The organism is Jiangella alkaliphila (assembly GCF_900105925.1).
Classification (GTDB): Bacteria; Actinomycetota; Actinomycetes; order Jiangellales; family Jiangellaceae; genus Jiangella; species Jiangella alkaliphila.
On record NZ_LT629791.1, the window covers coordinates 5,572,657 to 5,587,092 of the forward strand.

Annotated in this window: 10 protein-coding genes; 6 read left to right on the forward strand and 4 right to left on the reverse strand. The window is 70.6% G+C overall.

Annotated features, from left to right (window positions below):
* Window positions 1–25: 25 nt before the first annotated feature.
* Both BLV05_RS25485 and dxr read right to left on the reverse strand, forming a co-directional pair.
* Window positions 26–1,342 carry a M50 family metallopeptidase gene (locus BLV05_RS25485; RefSeq protein ID WP_046767575.1) on the reverse strand — a complete coding sequence of 439 codons (1,317 nt, stop codon included), beginning with the start codon at window positions 1,340–1,342 and terminating at the stop codon, window positions 26–28.
* Window positions 1,342–2,547 carry a 1-deoxy-D-xylulose-5-phosphate reductoisomerase gene (dxr, locus tag BLV05_RS25490; protein ID WP_052762251.1) on the reverse strand — a complete coding sequence of 402 codons (1,206 nt, stop codon included), beginning with the start codon at window positions 2,545–2,547 and terminating at the stop codon, window positions 1,342–1,344. Before dxr ends, BLV05_RS25485 begins: the two co-directional genes overlap by 1 nt.
* A 1,194-nt stretch (window positions 2,548–3,741) precedes the next feature.
* On the opposite strand from dxr, the gene BLV05_RS25495 reads away from it, so the two are divergent.
* From BLV05_RS25495 to BLV05_RS25515, 5 genes are read left to right on the forward strand one after another with little or no spacing between them, the layout of a single operon-like run.
* Window positions 3,742–5,604, forward strand: coding sequence for an ABC transporter substrate-binding protein (locus BLV05_RS25495; protein WP_046767573.1), 1,863 nt, complete (start codon window positions 3,742–3,744; stop codon window positions 5,602–5,604).
* On the forward strand, window positions 5,605–6,615 hold the full coding sequence (locus BLV05_RS25500; RefSeq protein WP_052762250.1) for an ABC transporter permease: 1,011 nt from the start codon (window positions 5,605–5,607) through the stop codon (window positions 6,613–6,615). It begins immediately after the preceding gene.
* Complete coding sequence (locus BLV05_RS25505; RefSeq protein ID WP_046767572.1) at window positions 6,612–7,496, forward strand: ABC transporter permease; 885 nt, start codon at window positions 6,612–6,614, stop codon at window positions 7,494–7,496. The genes BLV05_RS25500 and BLV05_RS25505 overlap by 4 nt, the downstream gene beginning before the upstream one ends.
* The gene (locus BLV05_RS25510) at window positions 7,496–8,509 is read left to right on the forward strand and encodes an ABC transporter ATP-binding protein (protein WP_046767571.1); all 1,014 of its coding nucleotides are present in this window, start codon (window positions 7,496–7,498) and stop codon (window positions 8,507–8,509) included. The genes BLV05_RS25505 and BLV05_RS25510 overlap by 1 nt, the downstream gene beginning before the upstream one ends.
* Entirely contained in the window at window positions 8,506–9,489 is a 984-nt protein-coding gene (locus tag BLV05_RS25515; RefSeq protein ID WP_046767570.1) for an oligopeptide/dipeptide ABC transporter ATP-binding protein, read from the forward strand. Before BLV05_RS25510 ends, BLV05_RS25515 begins: the two co-directional genes overlap by 4 nt.
* Before the next feature lie 3 nt (window positions 9,490–9,492).
* On the opposite strand, the gene BLV05_RS25520 is transcribed toward BLV05_RS25515, so the two are convergent.
* Together BLV05_RS25520 and BLV05_RS25525 are read right to left on the reverse strand one after the other, a co-directional pair.
* The gene (locus tag BLV05_RS25520; RefSeq protein WP_046767569.1) at window positions 9,493–10,098 is read right to left on the reverse strand and encodes a TetR/AcrR family transcriptional regulator; all 606 of its coding nucleotides are present in this window, start codon (window positions 10,096–10,098) and stop codon (window positions 9,493–9,495) included.
* 134 nt (window positions 10,099–10,232) lie between these two features.
* Window positions 10,233–12,452 (reverse strand): MMPL family transporter, encoded by a 2,220-nt coding sequence (locus tag BLV05_RS25525; RefSeq protein ID WP_046767568.1) that lies wholly within the window; start codon window positions 12,450–12,452, stop codon window positions 10,233–10,235.
* Window positions 12,453–12,720: 268 nt separating this feature from the next.
* Here BLV05_RS25525 and BLV05_RS25530 point away from each other — a divergent pair, with 268 nt between their 5' ends.
* Window positions 12,721–14,370 carry a metallophosphoesterase family protein gene (locus BLV05_RS25530; RefSeq protein ID WP_197683314.1) on the forward strand — a complete coding sequence of 550 codons (1,650 nt, stop codon included), beginning with the start codon at window positions 12,721–12,723 and terminating at the stop codon, window positions 14,368–14,370.
* Window positions 14,371–14,436 lie beyond the last annotated feature (66 nt).

A 14,436-nucleotide genomic window follows, 5' to 3' on the forward strand; every position in this document is an offset into this window, starting at 1 on the left:
GGCGACGTTCATGTGTTTCTCTCTCCTAGCCCAGTAGCCGGACGGGGTTGACGAGGTCGGCGTAGATCAGCAGCGCGCTCATCCCGATGAGCACGACGGCGACCCCGTAGGCCAGCGGGAGCGCCTTGGCGACGTCGACCGGCTGCGGCTCGGGCCGGCGGAACACCTTGGCGAAGGCCCGCTTGATGGCCTCCCAGATGGCGCCGGCCGCGTGCCCGCCGTCCAGCGGCAGCAGCGGCACGAGATTGAAGATGGCGATGGCCATGTTGAACGAGGCCAGCATCATGATGAACGTGGCCACCCGCTGCGCCGCGGTGAGCCCGTCGGCCGACGCGATCTCGCCGCCGATGCGGCCCGCGCCGACGATGCTGACCGGCGTCTCGGGGTTGCGCTCGCCGCCCCCGAACGCCGCGTCCCACACGTCGACCATGCGCTGCGGGATGCGCGACATGGCCTCGGCGGTGTTGCTGATGAAGCCGCCGGTCCACGCGAGCGTGCCGCCGACGTCCTCGCGCTCGAAATGGTCCAGCGTCGGGGCGATGCCGAGGAAGCTGGTCTCGATGGTGGCGCCCTCGGGGCCGTCCGGGTCGGGCCGCTCGGCCAGCTCGAGGTTCGGTGTGAGGTTCAGCTGCTCGCCGTCGCGCTCGACGATCATCGGCATCGGGCCGGGGCCGGCGGCCTGGATGGCGTCGGACACCTCGGTCCAGCTGTTCATCTGCTGGTCCTCGATCTCAAGGACGCGGTCGCCGGGCAGGATGCCCGCCGCGGCCGCGGGGGCGACCGTGTCGTCGTCGTTGCACACGGTGCGGTTCTCCGACGCGGGGATGACGCACTCGTTCACGACGCTGACGACGGGGGCGAAGACCGGCTTGTCGGGGTTGCCGAACGTCATGAGCACGCCGCCGGCCAGCACGATGGCCAGGACGACGTTCATGGCCGGGCCGCCGAGCATGATGATGAGCTTCTTCCACCACGCCTTGCGGTAGAAGACGCGGTCCTCGTCGCCGGGGCCGATCTCTTCGCGCGAGGCGGTGCGGGCGTCGCGGGCCATCGTCTGGAACAGGCCGGTGCTGGACTGCCGCAGCTGGGTGCCGTCGCCGCCGGGCTCGGGCGGGAACATGCCGATCATGCGGACGTAGCCGCCCAGCGGGATGGCCTTGACGCCGTACTCCGTCTCGCCGCGCTTGCGTGACCACACCGTGCGGCCGAAGCCGATCATGTACTGACTGACCTTGACGCCGAACAGCTTCGCCGGCACGAGATGGCCGATCTCGTGCAGCGCGATCGAGACGATGAGCCCGACCGCGAACAGCAGGATGCCGACGACGGCGAGCAGGTCCATCAGTGTTCCTCTTCCGATCCGGCGAGCTCGCGCGCCCGGGCTCGCGCCCAGTGCTCCGCGGCCGCCACGTCGTCGACGCTCCGTGCGTCACCACCACCGTACTCGTCAAGGATACGGTCGATGGTGTCGACGATGCCCACGAACGGCAGCCGGCCGGCGACGAACGCGGCCAGGCACTCCTCGTTGGCGGCGTTGTAGACGGCGGGCGCGAGGCCGCCGCGCCGGCCCGCCGCCCGGGCCAGCTCGACGGCGGGGAACGCGTCGTTGTCGAGCGGCTCGAACTCCCAGGTCGAGGCCTTCGTCCAGTCGCACGCCGGCGCGGCGTCGGGGACGCGGTCGGGCCAGCCCAGCGCGAGCGCGATGGGGATGCGCATGTCCGGCGGGCTGGCCTGCGCGATCGTCGACCCGTCGATGAACTCGACCATGGAGTGGACGATCGACTGCGGGTGCACCACCACCTCGATCGCGTCGAACGGGACGTCGAAGAGCAGGTGCGCCTCGATCAGCTCCAGCCCCTTGTTCACCAGGTTCGCGGAGTTGATGGTGACAACCGGGCCCATGGTCCAGGTGGGGTGCGCGAGCGCCTGCTCAGGGGTGACGTCGTGCTGTTGCGCGCGGCTGCGGCCGCGGAACGGGCCGCCGCTGGCCGTCAGGACGAGCTTGCGCACCTCTCCGCTCGTGCCTGCGCGGAGACACTGGGCGAGCGCGCTGTGCTCGCTGTCGACGGGGACGATCTGGCCGGGCTTGGCCCGTTGTTTGACCAGCGGGCCGCCCGCTATGAGCGACTCCTTGTTGGCCAGGGCGAGCGTCCGGCCGCTGTCGAGGGCCGCCAGCGTCGGGGCGAGGCCGATGGACCCGGTGATCGCGTTCAGCACGACGTCTGCCTGCTGGGTCGCCGCCAGTTCGGCGGCGGCGTCGGGCCCGGCGAGCACCTTCGGGACGCGGTACTCCCCCGTCTCGTAGCCCTTGTTCCTGGCCTCCTGATAGAACGCCAGCAGCAGGTCCTCGGCGGCGCCGGCCTTCGCCACCGCCACCGTCTCGACGCCCAGCTCCAGCGCCTGCGCCGCCAGCGCGGCCGGGTCGGCGCCGCCGGCGGCCAGGCCCGTCACCCGCAGCCTCCCCGGGTTCCGCCTGGCGACGTCGATGGCCTGCGTGCCCACCGACCCGGTCGAACCCAGGATGACGACGTCGCGGACGCTTGGCATGCGTCCCATTCTCCACCGGGAACCTGAGAGGGCGCTGATGGGTTCGCCTCGTTGTGCCGAGTCGGCCAAGCCCCCTGCTGCTCTCCATTGTCGGGGGGCCGCCCCAAGGATGGGCCCGGCCCCAAGCCTGCTTGAAGGCGACCTCCGCCGGCCGCTCACCGTCGTGGGTGGCGGGCGACCGACTCCGCCGCTGGTCCCGGTCCGCCAGCCTCCTCCGACCGCACCCACCTGGCTACCGACTCCGCTGTTCGTCACCCTCCGCTGGCCTCCTCACCCGCGCAGGTGCACCTCAACCCGCCAGAAGTGCGCACCCGACCCCGAACCGACCCCCAGGCGAGTAAGGAGCACCCCCAGCGAGTGAGGTGCCCCACCAACCCCGCCGGAAAGCGCTCACCCACGCCTCCGTTCCATGATCATCAAAGAAACGGTGCGTCGGGGAGCCTGTTGCGGAATGGCGTGCGGTGGCGGGCGTTGCCGAAGAATCTTCGGCGGCCGCCGTTCTCGCCGCGACGCCCGATCGCCTTGGCCAGCCTGGTCGCCGCACCAGGCCGGGCATATCGGGCGCCGTCACGACGACCAGCCTTGCCAAGGGCGGCACCGTGCCGTCGGCGCGTGACGCGGGCAGGAAGATCTCCGGCTCCAGCGCGTCGACCGCCGAAAGCGCAACAGGCTCCGGGGCGCACCGTTTCTTTGATGATCATGGAACGGGTGGGGCCAGAGGAGGCCAGCGAACCCGCCACCAACAGCGGAGTCGGTCGCCAAAGGTGGCCACCGTGAGAGGCCGGCGGAGAGCGCACAGTCAGCGGGCCTGAAAGCCCGGTCCACTTTCCGGGAGGCCCCTGATGCTGTGAGAACGAGGGCGCGGCGGCGCGGGTCAAGTCCAAGCCCCCGACCACAGCGCACAGCAACCACAACGGCGCGGACTTGAGGCGCGGCGCCGCGCCCTCGACAATCGAACAGCAGGGGGCCGAGGAACGTGCGTTTCCAGCCGTTTCCACCCCGCACGGCCGAATGTCCTGAATGTTTCCGGCATCACGGGAAGATCTGCAGTTCGGTCTCGATCGCGCAAAGGCCGCAGGACATTCGGTCTCGCCACAGGTCCAGACCATTGACGGCGTGTCGGGCCCAGTGGTAGACCAACCGGCCAATAGGTCTACTGGCCGCGACTCCGCGTGTCGAAATGCGAGGTACACCATGGCGACATCCGTTCCCCGCGGCAGAGCACGCCGGTTCGCCGCTGCCGCGGCAGCGGCGGCGGCGGCGCTCGGCATGTCCGGGCTGGCCGCCGCCGGGCTCCCGGCGGCCGCGACAGAGGACGCCGAGCCGACGTCGTTGACGATCGCCGTGGCGCAGGAGGTCGACTCGCTCAGCCCGTTCATCGCGGTGCGGCTGATCACCACCAACATGGGCCGGTGGATGTACGACTTCCTCACCAACTACGACCCGGAGACCGGTGAGACGGTCCCGGCGCTGGCCGAGTCCTGGGACACGTCGGAGGACGGGCTGACCTGGACCTACACCCTCCGCGACGACGCCACCTGGACCGACGGCGAGCCGGTCACGGCCGACGACGTCGCATGGACGTTCAACACGATGATGAACGACCCGGCGGCCGCCGAGGCGAACGGCAACTTCGTCGAGAACTTCGAGTCCGTCCGGGCCATCGACGAGCGGATGGTCCAGATCGTCCTGAACGAGCCGCAGGTGACGATGCTCGCGCTGGACGTGCCGATCCTGCCGGAGCACATCTGGGCGGAGATCGACGACTACGGCGCGTTCAACAACGACACCGAGTTCCCCATCGTCGGCAGCGGGCCGTTCATCCTCACCGAGTACGAACCGAACGTGTCGATCACGCTCGAGGCCAACCCGGACTACTGGCGCGGCGAGCCGAAGTTCGACCAGCTCATCCTGCGTTACATCGACGACCCCGACGCGCAGGTCGAGGCGTTGCGCAACGGCGAGGTCGACTTCGTCTTCAACCTCACCCCGGCGCAGTACGAGTCGCTGGAGAACGAGGACAACATCACCGTCAACGCCGCCCAGGGCAAGCGGTTCCAGGCCGTCACGCTGAACCCCGGCGCGCGCCTGCAGGACGGCACCCCGTTCGGCGACGGACACCCGGCGCTGCAGGACCCCGCCGTCCGTGAGGCGCTGGTGCACACCATCGACCGCGACGCCATCTACGAGGTCGCGTACGGCGGCTACGGCGAGCCCAACGGGGGCTACATCCCGTCGCGCTACGACACCTTCCACTGGGAGCCGTCCGGCGACGAGGAGAACGGCTTCGACATCGACGAGGCCAACCGGCTGCTCGACGAGGCCGGCTACGCGCCCGGCGGCGACGGCATCCGCGTCGGCCCGGACGGGCGGCCGCTGTCGTTCCGGTTCAACGTGCACGGCGACAACCCGCAGTACATCCAGGCCGCCGAGATGATGGCCGAGTGGGCACGCGAAGCCGGCATGGAGCTGCTGGTCGAGCCGGTGTCCGAGGTCGGCTCGCTGCTCGACGAGGGCACCTACGACATCCTCACCACCGGCTGGAACGTCAACCCGGACCCGAACTACGTGCTGTCGATCAACCTGTGCACCGGGCTGCCGACCGAGCTGGGCGGGCCGTACCTGTCCGACGCGTACTACTGCAACGAGTCCTACGACCAGCTCTACGCCGAGCAGCTGTCCGAGCTCGACGTCGACGCCCGCGCGGACATCGTCCACGACATGCAGCGCACCCTCTACGAGGACAACGTGTTCGTGGTCTGGGGCTACGCGGACGCGCTGGAGGCGTACCGCAGCGACGTCATCGCCTCGATGACCCCGCAGCCGGACCCGGGCGGCAACTTCTACGGCCAGGACGGCTACTGGAGCTGGTGGTCCGCGGTCCCTGTCGGTGAGGAGAGCGACGACGCCGCCGGCTCGGGTGACGACGGCGACAGCGACGACGGCGGCTCGAACACCGGGCTGATCATCGGCATCGTCGCGGCCGCCGTGGTGATCCTGCTCCTGGTGCTGCTCCTGCTCCGGCGCCGCGGCAGCACCGCCGACGACCGCGAATAGATGGCGAATCCGACCCTGGTCGTGCCTGCGCCGGACCGGTCACATGTCCGGCGCAGGCTCCGGTACTACGGCGAGAAGCTCGGCGGGTCGCTGGTCTCGCTCTTCGCCATCATCCTGACCAGCTTCTTCCTGTTCCGGATCATCCCCGGCGACCCGGTGCGGACGATGACGCACGGCCGCCCGGTGAGCATCGAGCAGCAGGAGCAGCTGCGCCGCGAGTTCGGCCTGGACAAGCCGCTGGCCGAGCAGTTCTGGTCCTACCTGACGGGCGTCCTGCGGCTGGACTTCGGCGAGTCGTTCCAGTTCAACCGGCCGGTCACCGACCTCATCGGCGACCGGATCTGGCCGACGGTGCTGCTGGTCGGCACCAGCGTGCTGATCTCGGCGGCGCTGGGCCTCTGGCTGGGCGTCCGCGGCGCCTGGAACCACGGCAGCGTGAGCGACCGCGTCAACACCGGAGTGGCACTGACGCTGTGGTCGGTGCCGAGCTTCTGGCTGGGCCTGATCCTCATCGTGATCTTCGCCTCCGGCCTCGGCTGGTTCCCCACCAGCGGCATGGAGGACACCGGCGTCGACGGCTGGGAGCGCATCCCCGACGTCGCGCACCACATGGTGCTGCCGCTGGTGACGCTGGTCGCCGTCGTGTACGCGCAGTACCTGATGATCATGCGGTCGTCGCTGCTGGACGAGATGGGCAGCGACTACATCGTCACCGCCCGGGCGAAGGGGCTGCGTGACATCGTCGTGCGCCGCCGGCACGCCGTCCCGAACGCGCTGCTGCCCACCATCACGCTGATCTTCGTCAACCTCGGCTTCGTCGTCTTCGGCGCCGTGCTGGTCGAGACGATCTTCAGCTGGCCGGGCCTGGGCCAGCTGTTCTACACCGGCCTGAGCGTCCCGGACCTGCCGCTGGTGCAGGGGCTGTTCATCCTGTTCTCCGCGGCGGTCATCCTGATGAACCTGGTGGCCGACCTGCTCTACCCCGTCCTCGACCCGCGGGTGCGGCCGTGAACGGGCTCGCGTGGGCGCGGCGACGGCGGACGGCCACCCGGTTCTGGTCGCAGTTCCGGCAGAACAAGGCCGGCGTGTTCGGGCTGGTCGTGCTGGCGCTGTTCGTGCTGACGGCGCTGCTGGCGCCGCTGCTGACGGCCGACAACGCGCTCAGCGTCACCCGTCCCCCCGGATCGCCGCTGGACGGGCCGAGCGCGGACTTCCCACTGGGGACGGACCGGTCCGGCCGCTCGATGATCGACCTGCTCATCTGGGGGTCGCGGGTCTCGCTGACGGTCGGGTTCTGGGCGACGTTCATCTCGATCGCGTTCGGCACGCTGTTCGGGATCCTGGCCGGGCACTTCGGCGGCTGGGGGTCCAGCCTGCTGATGCGGGTGACCGACTGGTTCCTCGTCATGCCGTCGCTGGTCCTGGGCGTCACGCTGGCCGCGGTCCTGGGCCGCAGCCTGACGACGATCATCGTCGCGATCGGCGTGACGTCGTGGCCGACGACCGCCCGGCTGGTGCGCGCCCAGACGCTCGCCGTCGAGGCGCGGCCGTACATCGAGCGGGCCAAGGCGCTGGGTGGTGGGCACCTGCACGTCATGTCGAACCACGTGCTGCCCAACGTGATGCCGATCGTGCTGGCGCAGACGACCCTGACGGTCGGGTCGGCGATCCTGCTGGAGTCGACGTTCGCGTTCCTGGGGCTGGGCGATCCGACGACGGCGTCCTGGGGCGCGACCATCCAGGCGGCCCGCGACGTCGGCGCCGTCAGCTCGCGCATGTGGTGGTACATCCTGCCGCCGGGTTTCGCGATCGTGCTGGTCGTGCTCGCGTTCACGCTGGTCGGCCGGGCCATCGAGGGCGTCCTGAACCCGAAGCTGAGGGAGCGCCGCTGATGGGCCTGCTGGAGGTCTCCGACCTGACGGTGACGTATCGGAGCGCCGGCGGCGACGTGCCGGCCGTCCGCGGTGTGAGCTTCGCGCTGGAGGCCGGGGAGAAGCTGGGGCTGGCCGGCGAGTCCGGCTGCGGCAAGTCGACGATGGCGCTCGCCCTGCTGCGGCTGCTGCCGAATACCGCCCGATTTACCGGTGAAATCCGTTTCAACGGTGAGGACGTCCTGACCATGTCGTGGGGCCGGCTGCGGGCGGTCCGCTGGGCCGGCGCGTCGATCGTCTTCCAGGGCGCCATGCACTCGCTCAACGCCGTCCAGCGCATCGGCGCGCAGATCGCCGAGCCGATCCGGCTGCACTCGAAGGCCACCGAGGCCGAGATCCGGCGGAAGACCGGCGAGCTGCTCGAGCAGGTCGGCCTGCCGGCCCGGCGCGCCGGCGCCTACCCGCACGAGCTGTCCGGCGGGCAGCGCCAGCGGGTGATGATCGCGATGGCGCTGGCCTGCGACCCGCAGCTGATCGTCGCCGACGAGCCGACGACGGCGCTGGACGTGATGATCCAGGCGCAGATCCTCACGCTGATCGAGTCACTGGTCGCCGACCAGGGCATCAGCCTGCTGATGATCAGCCACGACCTGTCCGTGCTCGCCGACACCTGCGACCGGCTGGCCGTCATGTACGCCGGGCGGATCGTCGAGGAGGGCCCGGCCGGGGCGGTCTTCGGCGCCGCCCGGCACCCCTACGGCGCGGCGCTGGCGGCGGCGTTCCCGCGGATCGGCGACCCGGCGTCGCGGCGGCGGCCGCAGGGACTGGCCGGCGACCCGCCCGACCCGGCCGAACTGCCCGCCGGATGCGCGTTCCACCCGCGCTGTGCCGTACGGCTGGACCACTGCGACGCCGTCGACCCGACGCTCTGGCCGGTGGACGGCGAGGACCGGCGGGCCGCCTGCGTCCGCGTCCTGCCCGACGACGGTCGCTCCCTGGTGGCCGTGACCTCGGAAGGGCGGGAGTCCGCGTGAGCGAACCGATCCTGTCCGCCGAGGACCTTCACGTCGAGTTCGCCTCCCGCCGCGGCGGCGGCCGGGCCCGCGCCGTCGACGGCGTCAACCTCGACATCGCGCGGGGCGAGATCGTCGCGCTGGTCGGCGAGTCCGGCTGCGGCAAGACGACCTTGGCCCGCACCCTGCTCGGCCTGGAGCGGCCGACGTCGGGACGGGTGCTGCACGGCGGCACTCCCCTCACCTACTCGTCGCGGGCGCTCAAGCGGTTCCGCCGCGACGTGCAGCTGGTGCTGCAGGACCCGAGCGGCTCGCTGAACCCGCGGCACACCGTCTACGACGCGGTCGCCGAAGGACTGCGCATCCACGGCGACGTCCCGAACGAGCGGGAGCGGGTCGCCGACGCGCTGTCGCGGGCCGGGCTGCGTCCGCCGGAACGCTTCTTCCTGCGGTTCCCGCACGAGCTGTCCGGCGGGCAGCGGCAGCGGGTCGTCATCGCCGGCGCGCTGGTCCTGGATCCGAACGTCATCGTCGCCGACGAGCCGGTCGCGTCGCTGGACGCGTCGGTGCGCGGCGAGATCCTGGCGCTGCTGCTGCGGCTGCGCGACGACCTGGGGCTGGCGGCGCTGGTGGTGACGCACGACCTCGGGCTGGCGTGGAACATCGCCGACCGGGTCGCCGTCATGTACCTGGGCCGGATCGTCGAGACCGGGCCGGTGGAGAAGATCCTCACCGCGCCGGAGCACCCGTACACGCAGGCGCTGCTGTCGGTGTTGCCGGACGCGCCCGGCTCCCCCGTCGTCCTGCAGGGCGAGCCGCCGGACCCGACGCGGATCCCGTCAGGCTGCCGGTTCCATCTGCGCTGCCCCGTGCTGGCGTCGGGCGCGGCGGCCGCGGCCGGGGTGGACGGCGCCTGCCGCGGCGAGGACCCCGGCGTGCTGGCCGGCGGGACGGCCACCCAGGTGGCCTGCCACTACGCGGTTCATGTGACAGTGTGCTGACGGTCAGCGACCTGGCTGCGGCAGCCCGGCCCTGACCAGCGCGAACGCCTCGGCGACCAGGTCGTTGAGGGGGCGCTCGGACTTGCCCGTCGCCCAGAGGTCCAGGGCCGTCTTGAACGAGTGCCCCGCTGCGCCGGCGATGAGGTGCGGGTAGAGATCGCGGCTCGCGTCGGTGCCCGTGCGGGCGGCGATGGTCTCGGCGAACCGGCGGCGCATGGTGTCGAACGCGGCCAGCTGACTGGCGATGACGTTGGGATGCGCCATGATCATGTCCATCTGTGCCATCATGCGGGCACGCGCCTGCGGACTGTCGTCGAGGGCGCCGAGGAAAACGGTCTGCAGACTGTCCCAGATGGGCTCGTCGGCCGGCCGCGCCTCGATCTCGTCGGTGAGCCTCTCGGCCCAGTCGATGATGGAGGCGACGATGGCCTCCTCGCGGCTGGAGAAGTAGTTGTGGAACGTGCGGGGCGAGACGTCGGCGGCCGCGGCGATGGCCTCGACGGTGACGTGCTCGACCCCGAGTTCGACGGCGAGCCGGTTGGCGGCGGCGGAGAGAGCGGCGCGAGTGGCCGCCTTCTTGCGCTCGCGCAGACCCACTTCTACTGTCATGTCAACTACTTTAGCAAAAAGTTGCAGAGACTGCAAAACTGCTGAGCAAGAAAAGTTGCAGAGCCGCGCCGGACAGGCGGACGGGCGGCCGGGACCTCTCCGTCCGGCCGCCCGTCCTCTTTCACCGGGGGGTCTTAGCGCTGCTGCGCCGGTTCCGGTTCCAACTCCGCCTCGGGCTCCTCCCGATACTGGCGGTTGAGCTTCTCGCCCTCGACGTCGACGTTCGGGAGCAGGCGGTCCAGCCAGCGCGGCAGGAACCAGGCCCGGCTGCCCAGCAGCGTCATGACCGCCGGGACGATCGTCATGCGGACGACGAACGCGTCGAAGGCGACCGCCGCGGCCAGCGCGAGGCCGATCTGCATGATGAAGTCCTCACCGCCGAAGATGAAGGCGGCGAACACGCTGATCATGATCATTGCGGCGGCGCTGACCACGCGGGCGCCGTGCTGGAAGCCGATGACCACCGACTCAGTGGGCGATGCGCCGTGCACGTGTTCCTCGCGCATCCGGGTGACCAGGAAGACCTGGTAGTCCATCGCGAGGCCGAACACCACGCCGATGAGGAAGATCGGCAGCATGCTGACGATCGGGCCGGTCTGCTCGATGCCCAGCGCGCCGTTGAACCAGCCCCACTGGAACACCGCCACGAGGGCGCCGAAGGTGGCGCCCATCGTGAGCAGGAACCCGAGCGCGGCCTTGAGCGGCACGAGGATCGAACGGAACACGATCGTCAGCAGAATCAGCGACAAACCGACGACCAGCAGCAGGTACGGCAGCAGCGCGTCGGCCATCCGCTCGGTGAAGTCGATGTTGATGGCCGTCGTACCGGTGACGGCGAGCGTCGCCCCGGTCTCATCCGCCAGGCTCTCGCCCTGGTCGCGGATGGCCGCCACCAGGTCCTCGGTCTCGGTGCTCCCCGGCGCGGATTCGGGCACGACGTTGACGATGGCGGTGTCGCCGGCCTCGTTGAACATCGGCGGCGAGACCGAGACGACGTCGTCGACCTCACCGAGCGTTCCGGCCACCTGGTCGGCCGCCGCCTGCGGGTCGCCGCTGCCGGTCGCGTCGACCACGATCATCAGTGGCCCGTTGAAGCCGGCGCCGAACCCCTCGACGGTCAGGTCGTAGGCTTCGCGCTGGGTGGTCCCCGGAGCTGAACTGCCCTCGTCGGGCAGGCCCAGGCGCAGGTCGAGCACCGGCGCCGCGAGGGCGAGCATGCCGACACCGGCCACCACGAGCACCGGGATCGGGCGCCGGGTGATGAGGTTCGCCCACCGGCGGCCCAGGGTGGGCTTGCCGCCGTCCCCCTCCGGGTCGCGGACCTTGCGCAGGCCCGGGATGCGGCCGCCCATCACGCGGCGCTTCGCGAAGCCCAGCAGCGCGGGCAGCAGCGTCAGCGCGATGATGACGGCGACGCCGACGGTGAGTGCCGCCGCCAGGCCCATCTCCGTCAGCAGCGGGATGTTCACCACGAAGAGGCCGGCCAGTGCGATCATGACGGTCAGCCCCGCGAACACGACGGCGGAGCCGGCAGTGCCGACGGCGCGACCGGCCGCCTCTTCGCCTTCGCGGCCGATCGCCAGCTCGTGCCGGTACCGCGACACGATGAACAGTGCGTAGTCGATGCCGACGGCGAGCCCGAGCATGAGAGCGAGCGTGGGCGTGCTGGAGCCGATGTCGATGAAGCCGCTGGCGGCCGTGATCGCGGAGATGCCGATCATGATGCCGAGGATGGCCGTGAGCAGCGGGAGCCCCGCGGCGATCAGTGAGCCGAACGTGATGACGAGGACCACCGCGGCCACGGCGATGCCGACGAACTCGGTGCCGCCACCCGGCTCCTCCTCGGCCATGGCCGCCTCGCCGCCGAGCTCCACCGTCAGGCCGGCGTCGCGGCCGTTCTCGGCCGCCTCGAACAACGCGTCCCTGGCCTCGTCGGTCAGGTCGGCGAACTGGACGGAGTAGGTCACCTGCGAGAACGCGATGCGCTGGTCGTCCGAGACGGTGCCGGCCTCGAAGGGATCTGGCACCTGCGCGACCTGCGGCGCCGACGCGAGCTCGGCCAGGACCTCCTCGACGGCGGCCTGGTTCTCGGGCTCGGTGAGAGTCTCGCCCTCGGGTGCGGCGAACACCACCCGCGCCTGCACCCCGTCGGCGTTGCTGCCAGGGAAGCGCTCGTCGAGGAGGTCGAAGGCCTCCTGGGACTCGGTGCCCGGGATGGAGAACGTGTCGGACGTGGGCCCGGAGAGCGTCGCCGCACCCACCCCGACGAGCGCGACGAGGCCGAGCCAGATGGCCAGCACCACCCCGCGGCGCCGATACGAGAACCGGCCGAGCCGGTAGAGGAATGTCGCCACCGAAGTCTCCAAGCGTGTGAGAAGTGCGACGTCAGAACACCATGACGAACCTGTGAGCAGCCTGAGAGCGACGTGTGCGGCGCCCCACTCCGGTGTGAGACTGCTACTACCAGCCTGCCCCGTCCGCAATCTGACACTAACTTACTTCTTGCGGATCATGCAAATCTTCCCAGCGGGCAAGTTTTCTTCCCGGGCATGACGGCCGCTGGTCATCTCCCCGTTGCCCGATCCCCGGCCGGTGGTCACCTGCGCCTCCTACCGTCCGGCCATGACGATCCGAGCGCGCAGACGCGCAGCTGTGACGGCGGCCTTGCTGAGCGCCGCGGTGGCCGCCCCGCTGGCGGTCATGGGGACGACGGCGGTCGCCGAGGAGTCGCGTCTGGGTCAGCAGACCCTGTGGCGCGAGAGCTTCAACGGGCTGTCCGGCACGGTCGCGGACGACGGCTACACGCACGAGCCGCCGCGCGGCTGGACCGTCGAGGTCACCCCCGAGATGGAGGCCGGCGGCGTCGACGACTGGCGCGGCTGGTCGTTCACCACCCGCGAGTTCTGGACCGCGGCCGAGGACCAGATGCGGTTCCGGTTCGGCCGCGCCGACGACGTCATCGCCGTCGCCGACTCCGACGAGTACGACGACGCCGCGGGCGCCGCCGACCGGTTCGACACCACGCTGACCTCGCGGCCGGTGCGGGTGTTCGGGCACGACGAGCTGGAGCTGACGTTCGACTCGCACCTGCGCCCGTGGACCGGCCAGTCCGCCACCGTCACCGTCGAGTTCGACGGCAGCGGCGAGGAGACGACGCTGCTGCGCTACGACTCCACCAACACGACGAACGACTACGACGGCAACCTCGCCAACAGCACCGAGGCGCTGCGCTTCGCCGTCCCGTCCGGGGTGCGGCAGGCCGTGTTCCGGTGGCGCCTCGACGCCCCGCGCAACTCCTGGTACTGGGCGATCGACAGCGTGTCCGTGCGCACGACCGCGACGTCCACCCCGTCGCTCGACGACGCGACCTCGCTGTGGGTCGTCAGCGACATCCAGGGTCATCCGCGCGACTTCGCCCACGGCCTGCGCGACCTCGACGCCGTCCGCCCCGACGGTGCCGGGCTGCTGATCGCCGGCGACATCGTCCCCACCGGGACGACTGCCGAGTGGCAGCAGATCAACGACGTCGTCGCGGGCGCTGAGACGGCGGGGATCATGCCGGACCAGCTGGTGGCCGCGATCGGCAACCACGAGAACTACGCGGCCGAGTCCTGGGAGACGCTGCGCGACCGGTTCCTCGACTTCGCCGGGCGCGACGAGGTCTACGGCGAGTACGTGCTGGAGGGCGGCGGCGGCTCGGTGCCGGTGCTGGTCATCGGCCAGGAGTTCCCCCGTCCGCCCGAGGTCGGCATGTCCGACGAGCAGGTCGCGTGGCTGGACGAGCGGCTCGACTACTGGACGGCGAGGAAGAAGCAGGTGCTGGTCATCGCCCACTTCCCGCTCGGTGACACCGTCTCGGCGTCGTGGATCCCCTGGTACCACGAGAGCTACGACCGCAACGACGAGCTCACCGCCATGCTCGGCGACCACCCCAACGCGATCTTCCTCAGCGGCCACACCCACTACCCGTTCGAGCTCGGCGACTGGGCCGTCCGGCGGCGCGTCCCCGGCGGTCACCCGGACGGCTTCCTCGCCATCAACACCGGCGCCATGCACATCGAGTGGGACGCCCGCGGCGAGAACACCAGCGGCATCGGCGAGGTCACCACCCGCGACATCAACCGCGGCCTCACCATCGACGTCTACGCCGACCGCGTCGTCATCGAAGCGCGCGACTTCGGCCTGGCCGGCACGTCCGGCGACAACGACGTCAACGAGGTGCTGCGTCATCTCGAGGTCGGGAACCCGCTGCTGCACGGGCGGCCGCGCTGAGCTCTGCTCGTCCAGATCATGGGTGAGCGTCTGCTGTTGCCATAGCGACACCAGGCGCTCACCCAT